This window comes from Streptomyces sp. NPDC005551, from assembly GCF_042871785.1.
Lineage (GTDB): Bacteria > Actinomycetota > Actinomycetes > Streptomycetales > Streptomycetaceae > Streptomyces.
Genome location: NZ_JBIAJE010000006.1, coordinates 167,023 through 190,671, shown reverse-complemented (window position 1 = coordinate 190,671; position 23,649 = coordinate 167,023). Strand labels below are relative to the sequence as shown.

Sequence of the window (23,649 nt, the reverse complement as noted above, 5' to 3'; positions counted from 1 at the left end):
TGAGCATGTCCGCCATGAACCGCCACGGCGGGGAACGGGGCTGTCAGGACGTCAGCCAGGCGCGCAGCCGCTCCTCGGCCTCGGGGATCAGGGAGGCCCGGACCCGCTCGTCCACCTTGTGGGCCAGGAGCGGTTCGCCGGGGCCGTAGTTCACGGCGGGCACGCCGAGCGAGCTGAAGCGGGCGACGTCCGTCCAGCCGAACTTGGGGCGGGCCTCGCCGCCGACGGCCGCGAGGAAGGCGGCGGCGGCCGGGTGGGTCAGACCGGGGCGGGCGCCGCCGGTGTGGTCGTCGACGACGAACTCGTCCACGCCGCAGTCGGCGAAGTAGTCCCGGACGAACACCTCCGCCTCCGCCTCCGTGCGGTCGGGCGCGTAGCGGAAGTTGACGACGAGGGTGCACGCGTCGGGGATGACGTTCGTGGCGACGCCGCCCTCGATGCGGACGGCGTTGAGCCCCTCGTGGAACCGCAGGCCGTCCACGACGGGCTGGCGGGGCTCGTACGCGGCGAGCCTGGCCAGGGCCGGGGCGGCCGCGTGGATCGCGTTGGAGCCCATCCACGCGCGCGCGGAGTGCGCCCGCTCCCCCGTGAACCTGAGGAGCATCCGCAGGGTGCCCTGGCAGCCGCCCTCCACCTGGCCGTCCGTGGGCTCCAGCAGGATCGCGAAGTCGCCCGCCAGCCAGTCGGGGTGGGCCTCGGCGACGTGCTTGAGGCCGTTCAGGTGCGCGGCGACCTCCTCGTTGTCGTAGAAGACGAAGGTGAGGTCGCGGTTGGGCTCGGGGACGGTGGCGGCGATGCGCAGCTGCACGGCCACGCCCGACTTCATGTCACAGGTGCCGCAGCCCCACAGGACGCCGTCCTCGTCGAGCCGGGACGGCACGTTGCCCGCGATCGGCACGGTGTCGATGTGTCCTGCGAGCACGACGCGCTCCGCACGGCCCAGGTTCGTACGGGCCACCACGTTGTTGCCGTGCCGGTCGACCGTCAGGTGCGGCAGGGCGCGCAGCGCGGCCTCGACGGCGTCCGCGAGCGGCTTCTCGCTGCCGCTCTCCGAGGGGAAGTCGACGAGCCGCGCGGTGAGGGCGGCGGCGTCCAGCGTGAGATCGAGCGGGGTGTCGGCCATGCCGCCGAGCCTAACGCGACGCCCCTGCGCCCTTCGTCCACAGCCCCCGGCCCCTTCGTCCACAGCCCCGCACCCCGGTCACAGGCGCCTCCAGTACCTTGGGTGCGTGCCAGAGCCGTCCCCCACCTCCTCCCGGCGCGGCCGCCTCCTCCGTCTCGGGGCGGCCGTCGCGGTGCTGCTCGCGGTCGCGGGCTATCTCGTCGTGCAGTACGTGACGGGCGGCACGGGCGCGCCCCGCTGCGAGGTGGTATCGGGCAAGGGCGACGGCGCCTCGTACGAGTTCACCCCGGAGCAGGCGGTGAACGCGGCGACGATCACCGCGGTCGGCACCACGCGCGGCATGCCCGAGCGGGCGGTCACCATCGCCCTCGCGACGGCCCTCCAGGAGTCGGGGCTGCGCAACATCCGCCACGGCGACCGGGACTCGCTCGGCCTGTTCCAGCAGCGGCCCTCGCAGGGCTGGGGCACGCGGAAGCAGATCATGGATCCGGCGTACGCGGCGGGTGAGTTCTACACGCATCTGGCCAAGGTGCCGGGCTATTCGCGGCTGCCGCTCACGGTCGCTGCGCAGCGTGTGCAGCGCAGCGGCTATCCCCAGGCGTACGCGAAGCACGAGCCGGACGCCACGCTGCTGGCCGCGGCCCTGACCGGCCGTGCGGCGGCCACGCTGACCTGTGAGGGGCGGCCGGGCGCCACCCGTACCGGCGGTCCGGAGGCCGTACGGGCCGCGCTCGTGCGGGACTTCGGGCGCGAGGTGCTCCAGGTGGCCGGTGCCGAGGTCGATGCCGGATCCGGGGCCGGGCGGGCGTCGCCCTCCGCGGCGCCCTCCCCGTCCTCGCCGGGCGGCGGCTCCGCCGTCACCGTGCCCGTGCCGGAGGGGACGACCGCGGAGGGCAGCCGCCGTCAGCGCGGCTGGGCGCTGGCCCACTGGGCCGTGGCCAATTCGTCCGCGCTGCACGTCGCGCACGTCTCCTACGCGGGACGCGAGTGGTCGGCGGGGCGTTCCGAGAGCGAGTGGACCGCGACCGGGGCCGCGGGGCCCGGGAAGTCCGCGACGTCCACGGCCGAGGTCCGGATCGTCACCGGTCAGTAGTGCGGGCCCTCACTCTTCGGGGGTACTCCCGCTGCCCCGGACGCAGTCGCTGCCCGGATTTCCGCGCGGTCACCCCCACCTCCGCCAAATCCCTTGGGAACAACGGGCCGTAAGCATTCGGCAGACTTTCGGACCGGGTGGCCTTTGCCCGCTTTCATCCGCAGCCGATAATGCGACGCATTGCCAACTCTTTACGTCGGGTCACCGCAACCTTCGCGGACTTCGAGCGGTAGTCACTGCGTCCGCGCCCCGGGACGATCACAGCCCTACGGTCGACAGCCAGTCGGTCGGATGCCGGGCGATGGCGGACACATCAGTGTTTTCTCCCGTCTAAGGAGCATCATGTCCCTCCCCCTGACCCGCCGGATCGCCCGTGTCGCGCTGCTCGTCGCAGCGGGGGCGGCGCCCGTGGTCGGTGCGGCCGGCTCCGCCGACGCGGCGGCCGGACTGCCGGCCGCCCCGAACCTGGGCGGGCTGACCGCCCTGGACGGCGCGCAGGCAGGCAGCACCGTGGACAGCACGGCCCAGAAGGCCACCGGTCTGGCCGGAGACTTCGGCGGCAAGGCCGTCAAGAAGGCCCTGCCCGCAGCGGGCAGGACCGGCGGCAAGGTCGCCAAGGCGGCCACCCCCGCTGCCCAGAAGACGGCCCAGAAGACGGCCGGGGAGGCGGCGGGCTCCGCGGGCGGGCTGCTCGGCGACACCGCGAAGGCGACCGGCAGCGGCCTGCCGACCGGCTCCGTCGCGAAGGGCGGCCTCCCCACGCAGGGACTGCCGACGCAGGGCCTGCCGCTCGGCTGACACGCGGGACCGCACGGTGACGGGGCCCGGGGAACTCCCCGGGCCCCGTCGCCGTGTCCGGCCGGCCGGACGTCGGTTCGGGCCCGGCGTCGTGCCCGGCGGCTACGCCAGGCGGGCCACCGCCGCCGCGATGCGCTCGTCGGAAGCCGTCAGGGCCACCCGTACGAACCTCTCGCCCGCGGGGCCGTAGAAGTCGCCGGGCGCCACCAGGATGCCGAGGTCTGCGAGGTGGGAGACGGTGTCCCAGCAGGACTCGTCCCGCGTGGCCCACAGGTACAGGCTCGCCTCGCTGTGCTCGATGCGGAAGCCGTGGCCGAGGAGGGCGGCACGCAGTGCCGTGCGCCGGGCCGCGTACCGCTCGCGCTGCTCGCGGACGTGGGCGTCGTCACCGAGGGCGGCCACCACCGCGGCCTGGGTCGGCGCGGACGTCATCATCCCGCCGTGCTTGCGGATCTGGAGCAGCGGGCCGAGGACGGCCGGGTCGCCGGCGAGGAACGCCGCACGGTAGCCCGCCAGGTTCGACCGCTTCGAGAGCGAGTGGACCGACACGATCCCCTCGTACGAGCCGCCGCACACGTCCGGGTGCAGCACCGAGACCGGGTCGGCCTCCCAGCCCAGTTCCAGGTAGCACTCGTCGGAGAACACCAGGATGCCGTGCTCACGGGCCCACGCGACGATCCGGGTGAGCTCGTCCTTCGCGAGGACGCGGCCGGTCGGGTTCGACGGGGAGTTCAGCCACAGGAGCTTGAGATCCGTGGGGTCCAGCTCGGTCGGGTCGTCGTAGGCGACGTGCTCCGCGCGGGCCAGGCGGGCGCCGACCTCGTACGTCGGGTAGGCGAGGCGCGGGTGGGCGACCTTGTCCCCTGGGCCGAGGCCCAGCTGGGTCGGCAGCCAGGCCACCAGTTCCTTGGAACCGACGATCGGGAGCACGTGGTGGTGCGTGATCTCCCGGGCGCCGAGGCGCCGCCCGACCCAGCCCGTGATCGCGTCCCGCAGCTCCGGCGTGCCCCACACCGTGGGATACCCGGGCGAGTCCGCCGCGGCGACCAGAGCCTTCTGGACCAGCTCGGGCACCGGGTCGACCGGGGTGCCGACGGACAGGTCGACGATGCCGCCCGGGTGAGCGGCGGCGGTCGCCTTGAAGGGCTCCAGCTTGTCCCAGGGGAACGTGGGAAGCCGGTCGGAGACTGCGGACACGGGGTCGGGCTCACTTTCTCGCAGGTACGGCTCGCGGCTGCGGGCCGCACTCACGGCGGGTACGGACGGCTCACGCGCCAAACGCCTCGGTCCCGCACGGCAGCGAGGCCGTACGGGACCGGGGCGGCGCGGATCCGGCCGCTTACTGGTTCTGCGGCGGCAGCGCTGCGACGAAGGGGTGGTCGCGCTCGATCAGTCCCAGCTTGCTGGCACCACCGGGCGAGCCGAGCTCGTCGAAGAACTCGACGTTCGCCTTGTAGTAGTCCTTCCACTCCTCGGGAGTGTCGTCCTCGTAGAAGATCGCCTCGACCGGGCAGACCGGCTCACAGGCACCACAGTCGACGCATTCGTCCGGGTGGATGTACAAGGACCGCTGGCCCTCGTAGATGCAGTCGACCGGGCACTCCTCGATGCACGCCTTGTCCTTGACGTCGACACAAGGCTGCGCGATGACGTAGGTCACGCTGTCGTTCCTCCTCGATAGGGCGCTGGCGGGCCTCCTCAGGCTCCGCCGCCTGGCGCGCGGGAGCGCGGCGTCGTCGATGCCCGCCCCTAGTATCTCCGTTCTTGGGCACGATCCGAACAGGAGGGGTGAACTGACCTGTGGAAATCTCCGCGGCCGGCCGCCTTGAGGTCCGCATCACCGCTGCTGACGTGGGCAAACGTGTCTCCGTACGCCGCTTGAACGAGGACGGAGACACAGAAGAGAAGTTCACCGACACGGTCGGTGTTCTCACATCATGGGACGACGGTGTGGTGCTGATCACACGACGCACCGGGGAGAGCGTCCGCATTCCGGAATCCTCGCTGGTCGCGGGCAAGGTGGTGCCCGCCGCACCGGCGCGACGGCGGGGCCCCGCCGCCTCGTACGGGGAGCTGGCGCGGATCGCCGCGCGGGCCTGGCAGCCGGTCGAGAGCGAGCGGCTCGGCGACTGGGAGCTGCGGGCGGCCTCCGGATTCACCCGGCGGGCCAACTCCGTGCTGCCGCTCGGTGATCCGGACGGACCGCTGGACGAGGCGCTCGCGGCGGTACGTGACTGGTACGCCGCCCGCGGGCTGCCCGCGTACGTCCAGACGGCGACCGGGGCCGAGGGCACGCAGGAGCTGCTCTGCGCGGAGCTGGAGGCCCGGGGCTGGACGCGTGAGGTGACGGCCGAGCTGTGGACCGGCCCGCTCGCGCCGCTCGGCGACCGGGAGGCTCCCGAGGTGACGCTGTCCCGGCATGCGGACGAGGCGTGGCTGGGGCGGTACCAGCGCAAGGGCCTGAGCGAGGTGGCGCTGCGGGTGCTGGGCAGCGGTCCCTCCGTGTGGTTCGCGACGGTGCCCGGTGCACACGGCGGCCCGCCGGCCGCGATCGGGCGGTGCGTGGTGGACGGGCGGTGGGCCGGTTTCGCGGCCGTCGAGGTCGACCCCGCGTGCCGGCGGCAGGGCCTCGGGACGGCCGTGATGGCCGCGCTGGCCCGGCGTGCGCTGGACGAGGGCGCCTCCGCGGCCTGGCTCCAGGTCGAGGCGGACAACACGGGGGCGCGGGCCCTGTATGCGGGGATGGGCTTCGGTGCGCATCACGCGTACCACCACTACCGCGCGCCCCAGGCGGTGCAGGCGCCGCACGACGGCCCTCGCCGGGCGGCATGAGAGGACACGAGGCTGCCATGCGTCCCCCTCACCCCCCGGAACCGGAACGGGCCGCCGAGGTGCTGCGGCGGTTCGCCGACGAGGCGCGGTCCGAGCGGCCCGATCTGGCGGTGCTGTGCCTGCTGGTGGGCGCCGCCGCCGACGGGACGCTGGACGAGGCCGGCATGGACGCGGCGCAGATCGAACTGGACCGGCTGGCCGGACAGCTCCCGTTCCGGCCGGGCGGTCCGCGGTCCTGGGCCACCGCGCTCGCCGGACTCCTGGGCGACCGGTGCCGGTTCCACGGCACGCCGGGCGACTACCAGCGGCTGGAGTCGTCGCTGCTGCACGAGGTGCTCCGGCGACGGCGCGGGCTGCCCATCCTGCTGTCCGTGGTGTGGATGGAGGTGGCACGGCGGGCGGGGGCCCCGGTGTACGGGGTCGCGCTGCCCGGGCACTTCGTGGTGGGCTTCGGCCCGCCCGGGGACCAGGTGCTGGCCGACCCCTTCGACGGCGGCCGGGTGCTGTCGGGCCCGGACGCCGAGCTGCTCGTCACAGGGGCCACCGGCGCGCCGCTCGACCCGTCGATGCTCGCGCCCGCCGACCCGCTCGACGTCGTCCTGCGCGTCCTCAACAACATCCGCGCCTGGGCGGCCGCCCGCCCCGAGCGTTCCGACGTCGCCCTGTGGGCCGTCGAGCTGTCCCTGCTGCTGCCCTCGCACCCGGCCGCGCTGCGCCACGAACGCGCCCAACTGCTGGTGCAGCGCGGGGACTTCATCGCGGGCGCCGTCGAACTGGAGGCGTACGCGGACGTGGTGGCCGCCGTCGACGGACCGGCGGCCGACCGGATTCGCCAACAGGCCCGGGCCGCACGGGCGATGCTCAACTGACACCGGGAGGAGCCGGGCACCGGCGGCTACAGCCAGCCCTTCTCCCGTGCCGTCCTGACCGCCTCCGCGCGGTTGCGGACCGCCAGTTTCTGGATCGCCGTGGAGAGGTAGTTGCGGACCGTGCCCTGGGACAGGTGCAGGGCCGCGGCGAGTTCGGCGTTGGTGGAACCGTCGGCCGCCGCCCGCAGCACCTCGCGCTCGCGTCCGGTCAGCGGGTTGGCGCCCCCGGCGAGCGCGGCGGCCGCCAGGACGGGGTCGATGACGCGCTCCCCGGCAAGCACCTTGCGTATCGCCTCGGCGAGTTGGGCCGCCGGGGCGTCCTTCACCAGGAAGGCGTCGGCGCCGGCCTCCATCGCGCTGCGCAGATAGCCGGGCCGCCCGAAGGTGGTGAGGACGACCAGCTTGAGGGCCGGGAACTCCCGGTGGAGCCGGGCCGCCGCCTCGATGCCGGTCATGCCCGGCATCTCGATGTCGAGGAGAGCCACGTCCACGTCGTGCGCGCGGACCCCGGCCGACACCTCGTCCCCGCGCGCGACCTGGGCGACGACCTCGATGTCGGGTTCGAGGCCGAGCAGGGCGGCCAGCGCCTCGCGGACCATCGACTGGTCCTCGGCGAGCAGGACCTTGATCGTACGGCTCATGCCCCGGATCCTACGGCGTCGTCCGTCGGCCCCCGCGGCCTTCGGCCGGCTCCGGTGCGGCCGCCGACGGCACCCGGGCGACCAGCCGGAACCCGTGCCGGGACCGGCCCGCGTCCAGCGTGCCGCCCGCCTTCTCCAGCCGCTCCGCCAGCCCGGACAGGCCGTTCCCCGGCCCCTTGCCCGAGCCGCCCGAGCCGTCGTCCTCGACGGACAGTTCGAGGACCGGTCCGTCCAGGGTCTCGCGGTGGATCAGCTCCACCGTGCAGCGCCGGGCCCCGCTGTGCCGTACGACGTTGGTGACCGCCTCGCGCAGCGCCCAGGCCAGCGCCGACTCGCTGTCCTCGGCGAGTTCGCCGGGGCCGGGCCCGGCGGGCAGGTCGGCGACGACGTCCGCGGCGGTCAACGCGACTCGCGCTCCGGCCAGTTCGCCCGACAGCCGGGGCCGCCGGTAGCCGCTGACCGCCTCCCGTACGTCGACGAGTGCCTGGCGGCTGACGTTCTCTATGTCGGCGACCTGCTGGGCCGCCTTCTCCGGCTGGCCGGGCAGCATCCGGCCGGCCAGCTCGCTCTTCAGCGTGATGAGGGAGAGGGAGTGGCCGAGGAGGTCGTGCAGGTCGCGGGCGAGCCGCAGCCGTTCCTCGTTCGCGGCGAGCTGGGCGACGGTGGCCCGTGCCTCGCGCAACGCGATGGTGGTGCGCACGAGTTCGCGCACACCCGTCATGGCGAACCCGCCGAGGAACGCCGGGACGAGGAGACCCCCCAGGTACTCCCTGCCGCCGGGGACGGTGAGAGCGAGCGCCGCCATCAGCGCGGACACGGCCGGGATGCTCCAGCGCGCGGTCCGCAGCGGCAGCGCGGCGCCGGACGCGATCGACACGTACACGAACAGGACGAGCCACTGCCGGCCCAGGGTGAGGGACAGGACGGCGGACTGGGCCGCGAGCACGGCCAGTGAGCCGAGGACCAGGCCGTCGGCCTCGCCGCGCCCGGTGCGCAGGACCAGGGCCCAGTACCAGGCCACGAAGACCGCCAGACCGAGCCAGCCGAGCACGGTGACGCCGGTGCCGTGCCCGCCGTGCAGCAGGTCGGTGACGGGCGCGCTCAGATAGACGAGCCAGATGCCGGTCCACAGCGACTTGACCAGCTTCTGCCTGCGGTTGTCCGGGCGCTGCCCGGTGCCGGCGCCGCTCATGCCCTCGGGGTGTCCTTCGTCATGGCAGCCATCGTGGCCGCGCGGGAGCCGCACCGGCAGTGCGCGATGTCCTCGGCCCGGGATGACAGATGTCATGGCCGACGCGGACGGGGGTGACCGGCCGTCGGCCGGTCACCCCCGTCACCGGCACGGGGCGACGCGTCCCTAGCTCGGGTCCGTGTCGAGCACGGCGATCCGGTCGGCGGCGTTCTTCGACATGAGCGCCGGACGCAGGACGCCGATCACGTCCTCCACGGTGACCGGGGTCTTCTTGCCGGTGCCCCGGGTGATGAGGACACCGTCGAAGGTGTTGCCGTAGAGCTTGGTCAGCTCCGCCCGGTCGTAGAAGTCGACGAGCTTGCCGTCCTGGGCCTTCACGCGCAGGAACCTCCACAGGGAGTTCTGCGGGCTGAAGGACACCGTGTGGGCGGCGTCCGTCCGGACGGTGACGATCCCGGACATCGCCGGCTCGGCGAACTTCTTCATCATCCGGTCGACCTCGGCGTCCGGGACCGTCGGCTGCTTGGTGGTGGTCGGCACCTTCACGGGGGTGGTCGTGCCGGACTCCACCTGGCTGCGGTAGGCCTGCTCGACGGCCTCGGTCGAGGACGCGACGTCGATGCCCTTGCCCGCCTTGCCGTACACGGCGACGGCCTTGCCGGGCTGGAACTTGATCGTGCCGTCGCCGGCCGAACCCGCACCGCCCGCGGCGCGTTCGAGGGCGGCCTGGAGCTTCTCCTCGTCCACCGGCATCACGGGTTCCACGACGCGCTGCTGCCCGAACAGGGAGCCGATCACGGACACCGGGTTGTAGTCGCTGCCCGCGGCGGCGCTGACCGTGGCCTTGCTGTCGAGCTGGAGGCCCGCCTGGTCCGGCCTGAGGGACACCGTGTCACCGCCGACGGACAGCCGCAGCGCCTTGTTCGTACGGCCCCCGAAGGCGTCGTCGAGCTTCTTGACGGCGTCGTCGCGGGTACCGCCGCCGATGTCGACGCCGAGCACGGTGGTGCCCTTGGGCACGTCCGAGTGGTTCATGAGCAGCCCGGCGCCGTAGGCGACGCCGCCGAGGAACACCACGCCGACGCCGAGGAGCACCAGCTTGCTGCGCCCCTTCTTCTTCTTGGGCTTGGCGGAGGCGGCCGGCTTGGGGGCGGGCTCGGGCAGCTTCGGGGGTGTGTGCGGCAGCGGTCCCTCGGAGTGGCCCCCGGGTCCGAACGGCGAGCTCTGGGCGCCGCCCGGGACGACGGGGATGCCGCTGGTGACCGTGTGCCCGGAGACGTTGTCGTTGGGGCCGTAGGCCCGCCCGCCCGGTTCGGGGGCGGGCCGCTGCGGCGTGAGGATCGCCGTGTCGTCGCTGAGGCCCCCGCCGGGTCCCATGCTGCCGCCCGGACCGCCGGGTCCCGCACCGGGAGCGCCCGGACCGCCGGGTCCCGTGCCGCCGGGTCCCGTGCCGCCGGTACCGCCGGGTCCGCCCGGACCGCGGGGGCCCGCGCCGGGGCCCGCGGGCGGCAGCAGGGGGCCGTCGCCGGTGACCGGACCGCCGGTCGGTCCTGCGGGACCGCGCCCGCCACCGCCCTGGCCCTGGCCGTTGTCGGAGAAGTACGGCAGGTCGTCACGGCGCGACTCGGCGCCGGCCGGAGGGCCGACGAGGGCACCGGAGACGTCGAAGGAGCCGGTGCCGCCGCCGTGGCCGGGAGCCACGGGGCCCCCGCCGGTGGCGCCCGCGGGCCCCGCACCGTTCGTACCGCCGGGCCGGGCACCGCCCGGGCCGCCGAGCGGTCCGGACCCGCCGGAGGCGTTGGGTCGCGCGCCGCCCGGGCCCTGCGGACCCGAGGACATGCCGGCCGCCGGTGCGGAGCCCGCGGGGGCGCCGGTCCCGGCGGGTGCCGAACCCGCGGGCAGACCCGCGCCGTTGGCCGGGCCGCCGCCCGACGCGCCCTTGGGCGCGCCGGACTTGCGCGGCGCGAACCAGTCGCTGGTCTTCTCCTCGCCCGGCCCGGAGGGCTCGCCGGGGCCTTCACCGGCGGGCGCGGGCGGGCCGGAGGCGACCGCGGGCAAGCGCATGGACCCCGTCGTCTCGGGGTCGGTGCCCGCGCCGTCGCCGTGCTCGGCGGACGCGTCGGCGTCACCCATGGGCGTACGCACGACGACAGGCGGGATGGGCCGCGAGCCCGGGATGTTGATCCGGATCCGGGTCGTCAGCGTGGTCTCGGTCTTGCGTTCCTCCGGCCGCGTGGCCGAACGGGCCGCGTCGGTACCGTCTTCGGAAGCCGTGGGGGTCCCGTACGGCGGCGTCCCCGACGGGTACGCGGCTCCACCGCGCCCGTTGGGCCCGGAGGACGAACTGTCAGTTTCACGACTCAAGGCAGGTTCTCCCGGTTGGCTCCGCCGCCCGTTTACTCGACCTCATCTCGGGCAGCTCGGCGGCGCGCACCACCATACTTGCCGTCTCACCGCCCGGACGGTGCCCGCCGGGGAAACCCCCACGGGACCCGCACCTCTCTGATACGGCGAAGTAGTACGTCATTTCTCAAGTCGGGCGGGAGCGGCGCCCGGTTGCCGCTCGACGCCCAGGGTGGCGCACATCACACCGGCTGCCATCCCGCCGAGCAGGAAAAGGTAGGAGCCGAGCCCCGCGCCGAACAGGAAGTCCCCTTCCGGGCGGCTGGCGGTGAGCAGGATGACGGCCAGCGTCCAGCCGACGGCCGGGGCGACGGCTCCGGCTCTGGTGCCGAGGGCGCGCGAGCCGCCGAGGAAGAGCCCGGCCGCGCCCGCCAGGGCGAGCAGCAACCCGCCGGGGAACCAGCCGGATTGCACGAGCGCCCCGGCCGTGCCGACCACCGCGCCCAGCACGAACAGGCCGAGTCCGGCGGCCATGCGCCCGCCGGAGGGGCGCTGCAACGGCTGGGCCAGTCCGCTGCCCTGTCTGCCCGTCGTACTCATCGGCTCTCCGTCTCCCGCTGCCCGGTCCGCGCGTCCGCGAGGCCCGCGAACAGGTCCGTCTCCGGCGTCCCGCCGGGTTCCCCGCGCACCAACTCGTAGTACTCGGTGGTGAAGAGGGGCTGCGCCAGCTCGTTCGAAAGGACGAACCAGGGCTCGGTCACCTCGATCTGGGTGGCGTGCGCCCGCATCGCGGCGGCCTTGGCGGCGGCGAACGCGGTGCCGTCGATCGCCGTGGTGATCACCGCGTCGTCGGCGACGCCCGGCACGTCGGCGAGCTGCGCCGACTTCGCGTACGGCAGGTCCGGCAGCGCCGCGCGCAGGCGGGCGAACGCGTCCTCGGCCACGGAGCGCGGTACGCGGTTCCAGTACACCTTGGCGATGTGCCAGGGCGCGCCGAGGCCGGGGCGGAAACCGTCCTGCGCGGCGAGTTCCGCGGCGCGCATGGCCACGCGGTGGGTCTGGATGTGGTCGGGGTGTCCGTAGCCGCCGTCGGGGTCGTAGGTGACGAGCACCTGCGGGCGCACCTCGCGGATCACCTCGACGAGCCGGGCTGCGGCCTCGTCGACGTCCGCCCGCCAGAAGCAGTCCGGCTCGTCGTTCTCGGGGCCGCCCATCATCCCGGAGTCCCGGTACCGGCCGTCGCCGCCGAGTCGCCGGAAGTCCTCGACGCCGAGGGCGGCCATCGCCGTACGCAGCTCCCCCAGGCGGTGTGCGCCCAGGGCGGCCCCGGTCAGGTGGGCGAGCGCGGGCGGGATGACCTCGCCCTGCTCACCGAGGGTGCAGGTCACCAGCGTCACCCGGGCGCCCTCGGCCACGTACCTGGCCATGGTCGCGCCGTTGTTGATCGACTCGTCGTCCGGGTGCGCGTGCACCAGGAGCAGACGCCGGTCGGGCAGTTCCGTCATGGGTCCCACCCTACGAGGCGGCTTCCTGCCTGGTCGCGTCCTGGGGGTGCCCTCACTCCCCGCGACTGCAAGCGCCTTCTCAAGCGAATCGTTCAGAATCCCAGATAGGTGATCTGAACGACGTATACGCGCTCGCCTCAGCAGCTTTGACCAGCTCGGTCGCGATTCTCTCCACCTCGGAGGAAAAGTTTGCGGGAGCTGTACGGGCGACCTGCTCCGCTCCGAAGGCGTATTCCCATTTCCAGCTCACTCGCGCACTGCCTTCAGGGCTTCGTCCAGGACGGCGCTCAGCTCACCGAGGGCTTCACGGGCGACGACAGGGTCTTCGTGCTCGAGGTTGTTTCTGGCGCGTGCGTGGCGGACGGACAGCTCAGGGCGACGGGCGATCTCGATGTCCCTGGCCCAGGTCAGCACCCAGCTCTGCACCGGACTCGGCGATTGCCATTCCACCGCCTTGGCGAAGGCGTCGTCCTTGGTCGCCTGCATCTCTTCCAGACGGGCAGGGTCGACCACCGCGAGTGCCGCGCGCAGGGCGTCAGGGGTCTGCTGGGGCCGGGGAACCAGCTCGCGTCCGTGATCGGCCTGAGTGCTCATGGTGTCCTCCAGTGCGTGCCCCGGCCAGCGTACCGAGGCACGTTGATGCTGGTACGGGACACGGGCGCGGGAGTTTCGCATCAAGCGGCCGTACGGGCGTCGCGCCGGCAGTCCCGGCAGTTGCCGGGGTCTGGAGCGCGGAAGGCGCGGTCGCAGCCGTCGCAGGTTTGGAGGGGGTGCCGGACGGCCGGAGGCCGGGCTGTCGGCGGGCCGAACGGCGGCGGGGGCGGCAGCTGTGCGGTGAGGCGGTGCGCCAGGAGGGCGGCCGGGCGGCGTACGCCCTCCGGCGGAAGGTCGGAGGTGAGTGCCTGGCGTACGGCGGTGGCGCTGACGTCGCGCTCCAGCCAGGCGGCGACGCCTGGGGCGAGGTGGGCGGTGTCGCAGGCGGAGAGGAGGAGGCGGGGATCGTGACGGCGGAGGCCGGCGAGGAGATCGGTGGCCGCCTGGAGAAGTGCCGGAGCGGGGTGGCCGGGGCGCGGTACGGCGGGGAGTGGCTTGCGGGGCGTGCGCTTCTTCGGGGTGGCGGGAGTGGTTGCGGGGTCGTGCGCGTGATCGGCGGCGGAAGGGCGGCGGTCCTGGTGGCCGGGCTGGTTGCAGGAGACCGTGCGGGTGACGATGCGCCCGCCGGGGACGCGCTCGCGGGTGCGACGCAGATAGCCGTGGGCCTCCAGCTCGCGCAGCGCGGCGGAGATCCGGACCGCACCCTCGGGGAAGCGGACGGCGAGGGTCTTGATGTCGACCCGCGCCCCTTTGGGCAGCGACTGGATGTGCACACCCAGCCCGATCGCCAGGAGGGACAGCTCCCGGTGCTGGGCGAGGTGGTTGCCGATCACCGTGAAGCGGGTGGTGTGACGGGCGTTGTCGTGGGTGAGTCCGCCCGCACGGGGGTGGTTCTTGCCCGTGTTACGGGACTCGGCGCACGGGGGCGCGCTAGGGTTTCGCGTATCCATCGGGAAGCTCCTACTTCCTCGGTGGTCAGGCCCTCGCACTGGGATTGCCGTCCCGGCGGGGGCCGTCGCATGTCTGCGGTTGTGATGCTGCGTCGAGGTCCTGCTCGCGCTGAGCGTAGGGCAGGCAACCCGTCCCGAATCCAGCGGAGTTGGGCATATTCACTCGCGGGAGTGAGTTTGCGCGACGGGCGGGAGGGGTGGGGCTTGGTCGGGTTCTTTCTCCGCAGTCGTGGTCCTTTGGAATGAGCGCCACTTCCCCCGAAGCCCGAGAATCCGGGTTCCGGTGACGGACGCGCGTCGCCCCGTCCGGGTCTTCCGGCGATCAGGAGTCGCGGCGGCTCCGCACGTCCTCCGGTGGAAGTACGACCTCGGCCCAGACCGTCTTGCGCGGGCGCAGTTCCGGAGCCCAGCCCCACCGGTCGGCGAGCGCCTCGACCAGGAGCAGTCCACGGCCCGACTCGGATTCGGCGTCGGGGCCCGGATGCGGTGGCCGGGGCGGGCGGTCCCCCGCCGTGTCGGTCACCTCGATGCGCAGCGTGTTCGCGATGACGTAGAGCGTGAGTCCGAAGTCCCGGCCGGGTACGCGCCCATGGGTCACCGCGTTCGCCGCGAGTTCGGCGACGATCTGGCCGGCCGGGTCCACCGGCATTCCCCAGGAGCGCAGTTGCTCGACGGTCAGCAGTCGGGCGAGGCGCGCTCCGCGAAGTGTGGGAGACAACCGCACGCTGAAGTTGCGGAAGTGCCGGCCGGGTTGGGGTGCGGAGGAGAGGGATTCCTGGATCACGTCACTCAGAGTGGCCACTCCCACTTACCGTGAACAGTGATGGAGCCGTTGCATACGGTGACCGTCCGGGTGTTGTCCGGTGGTGTCGGGACTGTCGGTCTCGACGGCGGAGGGGTGCGAATGACGCAGGTGAACGGAGCTGCGATATGGCACCATCCGGGCCCAGGCTCTCACGCCACGGGAGTCGCTGACCTTCATCGAACAACTGCTGGGAGAGACATGATCAACAAGGGTTCCGCTGGAGAGAACTCCGAGTTGGCGTGGTTCAAGAGCAGCTACAGCGACGGCCCTGACGGTGACTCCTGCGTCGAGATCGCCGCCACCCCCGGCACTGTCCACGTCCGCGACTCCAAGCACGCCGCCGGCCCCCGCCTCCGGCTCTCGCCGCAGGCCTGGGCCGACTTCGTGCCGTACGCGTCGCAACGCTGACGGTCACGCCGCACCGATCACGCGCCGCACGCTGATCAGAACTTGATGCTGCCGATCATGCCCGCGATGTTCGTGGTCAGCTCGTTGATCGTGGGTGCCACCGTCGACGAGGCGAGATAGAAACCGAACAGGACACACACGATGGCGTGACCTCCCTTCAGTCCTGACTTCTTCACCAGGATGAAGACGATGATCGCCAGCAGCACCACCGCCGAAATCGAGAGTGCCACGGCGGCTCACCTCCAAAGATCCCAGGGACGAGGGGCGTCGAACGGGGTCGGTAAACCCATACAGCGGCCAAGCGGGTTCCTACCCACGCAGCGCTAGTGATCATAACTATCCGTACGCGCGCATCGATCGGCGCACGGCCGCACAAGGGGGCGCATGGCCAATATGGTCGGGGCATGACGACCGAGCCCCTTTCCTTCCCGCGCCTGCAGGCGCGCACCCAGCGGTTCACCCTCGGCGCACCTCGCGCTTTCACCGTGTCACCCGACGGTTCACGCGTCGTTTTCCTGCGTTCCGGCTCCGGCACGGACCGGGCGAACCAGCTGTGGGTCCTGGACGTCGCCGAGGGCGGGGAACGCGTCGTCGCCGACCCGCGGACGCTGCTCGGAGGCCGCACGGAACGACTGTCGGCGCAGGAGCGGGCGCGCCGCGAGCGCAGTCGCGAGGGCGGTGCCGGGATCGTCGGCTACGCCACCGACGCGGCCGTGGAGTTGGCGTCTTTCTCCTTGTCAGGGCGGCTTTTCACGGCGGAGCTGCGAGCCGGCACGGCAGGTGAACTGCGGGTGCCGGGACCGGTGATCGACCCGCGCCCCGCCCCCGACGGCCGCCGGATCGCGTACGTGGCCGGCGGCGCCCTGCGCGTGGTCGGCGCCGAGGGTGCGGACGACCGGGTGCTGGCGGAGCCTGAATCGGCGACGGTTTCCTATGGATTGGCCGAGTTCATCGCGGCCGAGGAGATGGGGCGTTCGCGCGGTTTCTGGTGGTCCCCGGAGTCGGACCGGCTGCTGGTCGCCCGGGTCGACGACGCCCCGGTCAAGCGCTGGTGGATCTCGGATCCCGCGCACCCCGAGCGGGACCCGCAGCAGGTCGCGTACCCGGCGGCGGGCACCGAGAACGCGGAGGTACGGCTGTTCGTGCTGGGCCTCGACGGGACGCGCACGGAGGTGGTGTGGGACCGGGCCCGCTACCCGTATCTGGCGCATGTGCACTGGTCAGCGGCGGGAGCGCCGCTCGTGCTGGTGCAGGCCCGGGACCAGCGCAGCCAGCTGTTCCTGGCGGTGAACCCGGACACCGGGGCGACCCGGATGGTGCACGCGGATGAAGATCCACAATGGCTGGATCTTTTCCCTGGCGTGCCCTGCTGGAGCCCCGGCGGACAGCTGGTGCGGATCGCCGACGAGGGCGGGGCGCGGGTGCTCGCCTTCGGTGAACGACCGTTGACCGGACCGCAGTTGCACGTCCGTGCGGTGCTGGACGTGTCGGCCGACGACGTGCTGGTCTCGGCGTCGGCGGGCAGGGCGGCGGCCGACCCGGAGATCGGCGAGGTCCACGTCTACCGGGTGAACGAGCTGGGGGTGGGGCGCGTCTCGCAGGAGCCCGGTGTGCACTCGGCGGTGCGGGCGGGCGGGGTGACCGTGCTCGTCTCGGCGACGCCGGACCGGCCGGGCAGCCAGGTGCAGGTGCTGCACGAGAGCAGGCGGAGCGGCACGGGGGCACCTCCGGCGGGCGGCTCACGCAAGGCGGCCAGTGTGGCGTCGTACGCCGAACGCCCCGGTCTGTCCCCGCGCGTGACCCTCACCGAGGGGGGCGCACGGCGAATTCCATGCGCCGTGCTTATGCCTACGGACTACCACGGTGACACTCCCCTGCCCGTGCTGATGGATCCCTACGGCGGTCCGCACGGTCAGCGCGTGCTCGCCGCGCACAACGCCCACCTGACCTCGCAGTGGTTCGCCGACCAGGGGTTCGCGGTGATCGTCGCGGACGGCCGGGGCATGCCCGGGCACTCGCCCGCCTGGGAGAAGGCCGTCAAGGACGACCTGGCCGCCGTCGTGCTCCAGGACCAGGTCGACGCCCTCCAGGGGCTCGCCGGCTCGTTCCCGCTCGACCTGGACCGGGTGGCGATCCGCGGCTGGTCGTTCGGCGGGTATCTGGCGGGACTCGCGGTGCTGCGCCGCCCGGACGTCTTCCACGCCGGCATCCTGGGCGCACCGGTCACCGACCAGCGGCTGTACGACACCCACTACACCGAGCGCTATCTGGGCGATCCGGGCGTCCGGCCCGAGGTGTACGCGGCGAACTCGCTGATCGACGACGACGGACTGGTGGCCGCCGCGGAGCCCGCCCGGCCGATGATGATCGTCCACGGACTCGCCGACGACAACGTGGTGGTGGCCCACTCCCTGCGCCTGTCCTCGGCGCTGCTCGCCGCCGGCCGCCCGCACGAGGTGCTGCCCCTGTCGGGCGTCACGCACATGACCCCGCAGGAACAGGTCGCGGAGAACCTGCTGCTGCTCCAGGTGGACTTCCTGAAGCGGTCGCTGGGTCTCGTCTGACCATGGCGACGGGCCGGGGCGACATGGTGCGCCCCGGCCCGTCTACGGCACCCGCACGGCCGTACGCTGTTCACCCTGCCGCGTCCGTATATCGGTACGGCTTCCGCCAAGTTGCCTGCGTGTAAACGACGTTCATGCGGGTTTGTGCGCCTATGCCACCCCGCCGGACGGTGGCGAAGGGGGCGGCTCGCCGCTCCCCGGCCGGCGCACGTGCAGGTCCCCGGGGGGTGACGCCCGGTGCTCCTCCGGGGGCACCACGCGCTTCTCCTCCGCGAAGTGACAGGCCGAGTCGTGTGCCGCGGGCCCCTGGGTGAGCCGGAACTCGGCGGGCACCGCGAGCAGCGGGACCTCCAGGGCGCAGCGCTCCCGCGCCTTCCAGCAGCGGGTGCGGAAGCGGCATCCGGAGGGGATGTTCGCCGGGGAGGGCACGTCGCCGGTCAGGATGATCCGCTCCCGGTGCTCGCGCGCCTCCGGGTCGGGCACGGGCACGGCGGAGAGCAGCGCCTGGGTGTAGGGGTGCGTCGGGTGGTCGTAGATCTCGGCGTCCCTGCCGATCTCCACGATCCGCCCGAGGTACATCACCCCGACGCGGTCGGAGATGTGCCGGACGATCGACAGGTCGTGCGCGATGAAGACGTAGGAGAGGTCGAACTCGTGCTGGAGCTTGTCGAGCAGGTTGATGACCTGGGCCTGCACGGAGACGTCGAGGGCGGAGACCGGCTCGTCCGCGACGATGATCTCGGGGCGCAGCGCGAGGCCGCGGGCGATGCCGATGCGCTGGCGCTGGCCGCCGGAGAACTGGTGCGGATAGCGGTTGATGTACTCGGGGTTGAGACCGACCACGTCCAGCAGGTCCTGCACCCGCTTGCGGCGGTCGCCCTTCGGCGCGACCTCGGGGTGGATCTCGTAGGGCTCCCCGATGATGTCGCCCACCGTCATCCGGGGGTTGAGCGACGTGTACGGGTCCTGGAAGACCATCTGGATGTTGCGGCGCACGGCCTTCAGCGCGCGCCCGGACAGCTTGGTGACGTCCTCGCCCCGGTACTTGATCACCCCGGCCGTCGGCTTCTCCAGGTTGACCAGCATCTTGGCGACCGTCGACTTGCCGCAGCCGGACTCGCCCACGATGCCGAGGGTCTCGCCCCCGCCCAGCGCGAAGTCGACGCCGTCGACGGCCTTCACCGACCCGATCTGCTTGCGCAGGACGATGCCCCGGGTGAGCGGATAGTGCTTGACCAGGCCGCTGACCTCGAGGATCGGCTCGCCCGTCGGCGCCGGTGTCGTCTCAGCCATGCAGACACTCCCTCCAGAAGTGGCAGGCACTCCCGCGCTCGTCGGAGACCTCGTAGAGCGGCGGTTCGTCGGTCCTGCACACGTCCTGGGCCATCGGGCAGCGCGGGTTGAAGGCGCAGCCCGGCGGGATGTGCATGAGGTTCGGCGGCAGCCCCTTGATGGCGTAGAGCTCCCGGCCCTTCTGGTCCAGCCGCGGGATCGATTCGAGGAGGCCCCGGGTGTACGGGTGCGCGGGCGCCTTGTAGATGTCGTGGACCGGCGCCGTTTCGACGATGCGGCCCGCGTACATCACGGCGATCCGGTCGGCGACGTCCGCGACCACGCCGAGGTCGTGGGTGATGAGGATGAGCCCCATGCCGAGTTCGCGCTGGAGTTCCGCGAGAAGGTCCATGACCTGCGCCTGCACGGTGACGTCGAGGGCGGTGGTGGGTTCGTCGGCGATAATCAGCGCGGGTTCGAGGGCCAGCGCCATGGCGATCATGATGCGCTGGCGCATGCCTCCGGAGAACTGGTGCGGGTAGTCGCGCACCCGCTGGGCGGCGCCCGGGATCCGCACCCGGTCCATCAGCTCGATCGCCCGGGCCCGGGCGTCCTTGCGGGACATCCCGCGGTGCACGACGAACATCTCGCCGAGCTGGTCGCCCACGGACAGCACGGGGTTGAGGGAGGACAGGGCGTCCTGGAAGATCATCGCCATCTCGGCGCCGCGGACCTTGCGCCGGTCCTCCTCCTTGAACTTCAGGAGGTCCTGGCCCCGGAAGAGGATCTCGCCGCCGGTGATTCTGCCGGGCGGCATGTCGAGGATGCCCATGACGGCCTGTGCGGTCACGGACTTGCCGGAGCCGGACTCGCCGAGCACGGCGAGCGTCTCGCCCTCGTCGACGCTGTAGTTCACCCCGTTGACGGCCCTGGCGACACCGTCCCTGGTCCGGAACTCCACGTGCAGGTCGCGCACTTCGAGCAGCACGGCGGTCACCTCAGCTTCGGGTCGAGGGCGTCGCGCACCGCGTCGCCGAGCATGATGAACGCCAGGACGGTGATCGCGAGGGCGCCGGCCGGCCACAGCAGCATGTGGGGGGCCTGGCGGATGTACTGGGAGGCGGCGGAGATGTCGATGCCCCAGGACACGGTGGGCGGCTTCAGCCCGACACCGAGGTAGGAGAGCGTCGCCTCCAGGGCGATGTAGGTGCCGAGCGCGATGGTCGCCACGACGATCACGGGCGCGACGGCGTTGGGTGTGATGTGGCGCAGCAGCAGGCGTGAGTGGGAGGCGCCGAGGGCGCGGGCCGCCTGGACGTAGTCGTTCTGCTTGGTGGTGATGACGGAGCCGCGGGCGATCCGGGAGATCTGCGGCCAGCCGAGCAGCACCATGAAGCCGATGACGGGCCAGACCGTGTTGCTGGTCACCACGGACAGGAGTACGAGGCCGCCGAGCACCACGGGGATCGCGAAGAAGATGTCCGTGATCCGGGACAGGACCGAGTCGCCCACCCCGCCGAAGAACCCGGCGAGGCCGCCCAGCACCGTGCCGAGGATCGCGACGCCGAGCGTGGCGCAGACGCCGACCGTGATCGAGACCCGGGTCCCGTACACCGTCCGGGTGTAGACGTCGCAGCCCTGGCCGTCGAAGCCGAACGGGTGGCCCGGCTGGGAGCCCTCCTGTGCCTTGGACAGGTTGCAGTTCAGCGGGTTCTGGGAGGCGATCAGCGACGGCCAGAGCGAGATGACGACCAGGAAGAGGATGACCAGTGCGGAGACGATGAAGACGGGGTTGCGGCGCAGGTCGCGCCAGGCGTCGGACCAGAGCGAGCGCGGCTTCTCCTGCGGTCCGGTGCCCTGGGGCCCGCCCGGGGTCTTCTCCAGGGTGGCGCCCTCGCTGGTGGCGAGGTCCATCGCGCCGCCCATGCCGGTCGCGGCGATGGCACCGTCCGGCTCGTACGGCTGCTCAGGCATAGCGGATCCTCGGGTCGAGTACGGCGTAGAGGAGGTCGACGAGCAGGTTGGCGACCAGGAAGACGAGGACGAGGACGGTCACGAAACCGACGACGGTCTGGGTGTTCTGCCGCAGGATCCCCTGGTAGAGCTGGAAGCCGACGCCGTGGATGTTGAAGATCCGCTCGGTGACGATCGCGCCGCCCATGAGCGCGCCGATGTCCGTGCCGATGAAGGTGACCACGGGGATCAGCGAGTTGCGCAGCAGGTGCCGCACGATCACCCGGCGCCGCGGCAGCCCCTTGGCGACGGCCGTACGGACGTAGTCGGACCGTTTGTTCTCCGCGATGGAGGTCCGGGTCAGCCGGGTCACGTAGGCCAGGGACACCGAGGCCAGGACGAGGCCGGGCACGATCAGCTCGCCGAAGGTGGCGTCGGAGGAGACGGACGGTTTGATCCAGCCCCACTCGACGCCGAGCAGCAGCTGGAGCAGCAGGCCGGTGACGAAGGTCGGCACCGAGATGACGACGAGGGTGAGCAGCAGCACGCCGGTGTCGACGGGGCGTCCGCGGCGCAGTCCGGTGACGACGCCGAGCAGGATCCCGATGACGATCTCGAAGAGGATCGCGACGATGGTGAGCCGGATGGTGACCGGGAAGGCGGTCGCCATCAGTTCGGTGACGGGCTGGCCGTTGAAGGCGGTGCCGAAGTCACCGGTGAAGACGTTGCCCATGTAGGTCAGGTATTGCTGCCAGACCGGCTTGTCGAGGCCGAACTCCTTCTTCAGCTGGGCGGCGGTGGCGGGGTCGCACTGGCGGTCGCCGCACAGGCCCGCGATGGGGTCGCCCATCACGTTCACCATCAGGAAGATCAGAAGCGTGGCGCCGATGAAGACCGGGATCATCTGCAGCAGACGCCGGATTACGTACCGTCCCATGGGGGCTCCGGAGGTAGGAGGGGCGGTCCGCTGGTCGGCGGGGCCGCCCGGCGCGGCTCAGCCGACCTTGATCTCGTCGTAGACGGGGACGCTGAACTGGTTGAGCGCCACGTTCGAGAGCCGGTCCGAGTAGCCGGCGCTGCCGTTCTGGTACCAGAGCGGGATGGCCGCCATGTTGTCCCGGACGACCCCCTCGGCCTGCTGGAAGAGGTCGACGGCCTTGGCGGTGTCGGTCTCCGCGTTCGCCTGGTCGACGAGCTTGTCGAAGTCCTTGTCGGACCACTTGCCGTCGTTGGAGGAGGCGTTGGTGTAGTACAGCGGCTGGAGGAAGTTCTGGATCAGCGGGTAGTCCATCTGCCAGCCGGCCCGGAAGGGGCCCGACATCTTCCGCTGCGTGATCTGGTTGCGGTAGTCGGCGAAGGTGCCGACGGGGTTGCCGACGCAGGCCTTGTCGTTGCCGAGGGCGTTGTTGATGCTGTTGCACACGGCGTCGACCCACTCCTTGTGGGAGCCGGTGTCCGCGTTGTACGTGATCTTGATCTGTCCGCCGGGCAGGCCCCCGCCGTCCTCGATCATCTTCTTGGCCTCGCTCGCGTTGTACTCGCAGGCGTCGCCGCACAGCCCCTCCTTGAAGCCGCCGTCCGCGCCGAGCACGGGCGAGGTCCAGTCGGTGGCGGGGGTGCGGGTCTTCTGGAAGATCGTCTCGGTGATCTGCTTGCGGTTGATGGCCATGGACAGGCCCGTGCGGACCTTCTCCATCCCGGCCTTGTCCCACTTCTTGTCGTAGAAGGGGAAGGCGAGGGTCTGGATGATGCCGGCGGGCGTGTTGATGTAGCGGTCGCCGAGGTCGCTCTTCGCGTTCTTGAGCTGGGAGGCGGGCACGTCGTCGACGAGGTCGAGGTTGCCGGCCATGAGGTCGGTGTAGGCGGTGTTGTTGTCGGTGTAGACCTTCAGGTCCACCCCGCCGTTCTGCGCCTTGTCGTCGCCGGAGTAGCCGTCCCACTTGCGCAGGGACATCGTCGAGCCCTTGGTGTACGAGTCGACGGCGTACGGGCCGTTGCCGACCGGCTTCTTCAGCCAGTTCGCGTGGTCGTCGAAGAACGCCTGGGGCAGCGGCGAGAAGGCCGCGTAGCCGAGGGTGTCGGGGAAGGTCGAGAACTTCTGGTTGAGCTTGACGGTGAAGGTCCTGTCGTCCTTGACGGCGAGGCCGGACAGCGTGTCCGCGCTCTGCTTGCCGGAGTCGGGGTGGACCTTGTCGTACCCGTCGATGTACCCGAAGAAGTAGGCGTTCTTCTGGTTGTTCTTGAGGCTGGCGCCGTAGTTCCAGGCGTCGACGAAGGACTTGGCGGTGACGGCCTCACCGTTGCTGAACTTCCAGCCGTCCTTGATGGTGATCGTGAAGTTCTGCGAGTCCGAGGTCTCGATCTTCTCGGCCAGCATGTCGTCGGCCTTGCCGGTCTTCGCGTCGTACCGCTTCAGGCCGCGGAAGATCATGTCGAGGACCTTGCCGCCCTGCACCTCGTTGGTGTTGGCCGGCTCCAGCGGGTTCTGCGGGTCGCCCCAGGAGGAGCTGAGGACCCCGGAGCCGTCGCCGCCGCTGTCGCTCCCCCCGCCCCCGCAGGCGGTCGCCGCGAGGGCTACCGCCGCCGCGCATGCGGCCCATGTGGCGTGCGTGGCTCCACGCATGGAGTGCCTCCTCAGAGTGCGCCGTGCCTCCAGCGCCGAAGCGCTGTACCTTTTCGCCAATATCGGCCCAAAAGGTGAACATGG

Annotated in this window: 23 protein-coding genes; 6 read left to right on the top strand and 17 right to left on the bottom strand. The window is 71.9% G+C overall.

All coding sequences use genetic code 11. The features are described 5' to 3' along the window. Positions 1–43: 43 nt before the first annotated feature. Positions 44–1,123 carry a succinyl-diaminopimelate desuccinylase gene (dapE, locus tag ACFYP4_RS18905; protein WP_358850219.1) on the bottom strand — a complete coding sequence of 360 codons (1,080 nt, stop codon included), beginning with the start codon at positions 1,121–1,123 and terminating at the stop codon, positions 44–46. 106 nt (positions 1,124–1,229) lie between these two features. On the opposite strand from dapE, the gene ACFYP4_RS18900 reads away from it, so the two are divergent. Together ACFYP4_RS18900 and ACFYP4_RS18895 are read left to right on the top strand one after the other, a co-directional pair. Beyond that, positions 1,230–2,216, top strand: a complete 987-nt coding sequence (locus tag ACFYP4_RS18900) for a heavy metal transporter (RefSeq protein ID WP_358850220.1) — start codon at positions 1,230–1,232, stop codon at positions 2,214–2,216. A 342-nt stretch (positions 2,217–2,558) separates the two neighbouring features. Next, positions 2,559–3,014, top strand: coding sequence for an ATP-binding protein (locus ACFYP4_RS18895; RefSeq protein WP_358850221.1), 456 nt, complete (start codon positions 2,559–2,561; stop codon positions 3,012–3,014). Positions 3,015–3,116: 102 nt separating this feature from the next. Here the strand turns inward: ACFYP4_RS18895 and ACFYP4_RS18890 are convergent, their stop codons facing one another. Together ACFYP4_RS18890 and fdxA are read right to left on the bottom strand one after the other, a co-directional pair. Continuing rightward, on the bottom strand, positions 3,117–4,211 hold the full coding sequence (locus ACFYP4_RS18890) for a bifunctional succinyldiaminopimelate transaminase/glutamate-prephenate aminotransferase (protein ID WP_358850222.1): 1,095 nt from the start codon (positions 4,209–4,211) through the stop codon (positions 3,117–3,119). Between the two features lie 142 nt (positions 4,212–4,353). Beyond that, on the bottom strand, positions 4,354–4,674 hold the full coding sequence (gene fdxA / locus ACFYP4_RS18885) for a ferredoxin (protein WP_003973842.1): 321 nt from the start codon (positions 4,672–4,674) through the stop codon (positions 4,354–4,356). Positions 4,675–4,814: 140 nt separating this feature from the next. Here fdxA and ACFYP4_RS18880 point away from each other — a divergent pair, with 140 nt between their 5' ends. Together ACFYP4_RS18880 and ACFYP4_RS18875 are read left to right on the top strand one after the other, a co-directional pair. Continuing rightward, a complete protein-coding gene (locus tag ACFYP4_RS18880; RefSeq protein ID WP_388786395.1) occupies positions 4,815–5,846 on the top strand; it encodes a GNAT family N-acetyltransferase in 1,032 nt (343 codons plus the stop codon). 17 nt (positions 5,847–5,863) lie between these two features. Further along, positions 5,864–6,715 (top strand): SirB1 family protein, encoded by an 852-nt coding sequence (locus tag ACFYP4_RS18875; RefSeq protein WP_388786393.1) that lies wholly within the window; start codon positions 5,864–5,866, stop codon positions 6,713–6,715. Between the two features lie 26 nt (positions 6,716–6,741). Here the strand turns inward: ACFYP4_RS18875 and ACFYP4_RS18870 are convergent, their stop codons facing one another. The 8 genes from ACFYP4_RS18870 to ACFYP4_RS18835 form a co-directional block, all read right to left on the bottom strand. Further along, on the bottom strand, positions 6,742–7,356 hold the full coding sequence (locus tag ACFYP4_RS18870) for a response regulator transcription factor (RefSeq protein ID WP_358850225.1): 615 nt from the start codon (positions 7,354–7,356) through the stop codon (positions 6,742–6,744). Between the two features lie 10 nt (positions 7,357–7,366). Continuing rightward, positions 7,367–8,548, bottom strand: coding sequence for a sensor histidine kinase (locus ACFYP4_RS18865; protein ID WP_388786391.1), 1,182 nt, complete (start codon positions 8,546–8,548; stop codon positions 7,367–7,369). 165 nt (positions 8,549–8,713) lie between these two features. Further along, positions 8,714–10,912, bottom strand: coding sequence for a hypothetical protein (locus ACFYP4_RS18860; protein WP_388786389.1), 2,199 nt, complete (start codon positions 10,910–10,912; stop codon positions 8,714–8,716). A 159-nt stretch (positions 10,913–11,071) separates the two neighbouring features. Then, the gene (locus ACFYP4_RS18855) at positions 11,072–11,491 is read right to left on the bottom strand and encodes a DUF6113 family protein (protein WP_388786387.1); all 420 of its coding nucleotides are present in this window, start codon (positions 11,489–11,491) and stop codon (positions 11,072–11,074) included. After that, on the bottom strand, positions 11,488–12,396 hold the full coding sequence (mshB, locus tag ACFYP4_RS18850) for an N-acetyl-1-D-myo-inositol-2-amino-2-deoxy-alpha-D-glucopyranoside deacetylase (RefSeq protein ID WP_358850229.1): 909 nt from the start codon (positions 12,394–12,396) through the stop codon (positions 11,488–11,490). Before mshB ends, ACFYP4_RS18855 begins: the two co-directional genes overlap by 4 nt. Positions 12,397–12,642: 246 nt before the next feature. After that, the gene (locus ACFYP4_RS18845) at positions 12,643–12,990 is read right to left on the bottom strand and encodes a hypothetical protein (protein ID WP_388786385.1); all 348 of its coding nucleotides are present in this window, start codon (positions 12,988–12,990) and stop codon (positions 12,643–12,645) included. An 80-nt stretch (positions 12,991–13,070) separates the two neighbouring features. Further along, entirely contained in the window at positions 13,071–13,940 is an 870-nt protein-coding gene (locus ACFYP4_RS18840; protein WP_388786383.1) for a helix-turn-helix domain-containing protein, read from the bottom strand. Between the two features lie 322 nt (positions 13,941–14,262). Continuing rightward, positions 14,263–14,733, bottom strand: a complete 471-nt coding sequence (locus ACFYP4_RS18835; protein ID WP_388786880.1) for an ATP-binding protein — start codon at positions 14,731–14,733, stop codon at positions 14,263–14,265. A 210-nt stretch (positions 14,734–14,943) separates the two neighbouring features. Here ACFYP4_RS18835 and ACFYP4_RS18830 point away from each other — a divergent pair, with 210 nt between their 5' ends. Continuing rightward, positions 14,944–15,153 carry a DUF397 domain-containing protein gene (locus tag ACFYP4_RS18830; RefSeq protein WP_358850232.1) on the top strand — a complete coding sequence of 70 codons (210 nt, stop codon included), beginning with the start codon at positions 14,944–14,946 and terminating at the stop codon, positions 15,151–15,153. 35 nt (positions 15,154–15,188) lie between these two features. Here ACFYP4_RS18830 and ACFYP4_RS18825 read toward each other — a convergent pair whose 3' ends face one another. Further along, complete coding sequence (locus tag ACFYP4_RS18825) at positions 15,189–15,383, bottom strand: hypothetical protein (RefSeq protein WP_358850233.1); 195 nt, start codon at positions 15,381–15,383, stop codon at positions 15,189–15,191. Between the two features lie 174 nt (positions 15,384–15,557). On the opposite strand from ACFYP4_RS18825, the gene ACFYP4_RS18820 reads away from it, so the two are divergent. Beyond that, on the top strand, positions 15,558–17,717 hold the full coding sequence (locus ACFYP4_RS18820; protein WP_358850234.1) for a prolyl oligopeptidase family serine peptidase: 2,160 nt from the start codon (positions 15,558–15,560) through the stop codon (positions 17,715–17,717). 150 nt (positions 17,718–17,867) lie between these two features. On the opposite strand, the gene ACFYP4_RS18815 is transcribed toward ACFYP4_RS18820, so the two are convergent. From ACFYP4_RS18815 to ACFYP4_RS18795, 5 genes are read right to left on the bottom strand one after another with little or no spacing between them, the layout of a single operon-like run. After that, entirely contained in the window at positions 17,868–19,010 is a 1,143-nt protein-coding gene (locus tag ACFYP4_RS18815) for an ABC transporter ATP-binding protein (protein ID WP_388786380.1), read from the bottom strand. Beyond that, complete coding sequence (locus ACFYP4_RS18810) at positions 19,003–19,977, bottom strand: ABC transporter ATP-binding protein (protein ID WP_358850236.1); 975 nt, start codon at positions 19,975–19,977, stop codon at positions 19,003–19,005. Before ACFYP4_RS18810 ends, ACFYP4_RS18815 begins: the two co-directional genes overlap by 8 nt. 5 nt (positions 19,978–19,982) lie before the next feature. Next, positions 19,983–20,963, bottom strand: a complete 981-nt coding sequence (locus ACFYP4_RS18805; protein ID WP_388786378.1) for an ABC transporter permease — start codon at positions 20,961–20,963, stop codon at positions 19,983–19,985. Beyond that, on the bottom strand, positions 20,956–21,879 hold the full coding sequence (locus ACFYP4_RS18800) for an ABC transporter permease (RefSeq protein ID WP_358850238.1): 924 nt from the start codon (positions 21,877–21,879) through the stop codon (positions 20,956–20,958). The genes ACFYP4_RS18805 and ACFYP4_RS18800 overlap by 8 nt, the downstream gene beginning before the upstream one ends. 57 nt (positions 21,880–21,936) lie before the next feature. Then, positions 21,937–23,565, bottom strand: a complete 1,629-nt coding sequence (locus ACFYP4_RS18795) for an ABC transporter substrate-binding protein (RefSeq protein WP_358850239.1) — start codon at positions 23,563–23,565, stop codon at positions 21,937–21,939. Between the last annotated feature and the right edge of the window lie 84 nt (positions 23,566–23,649).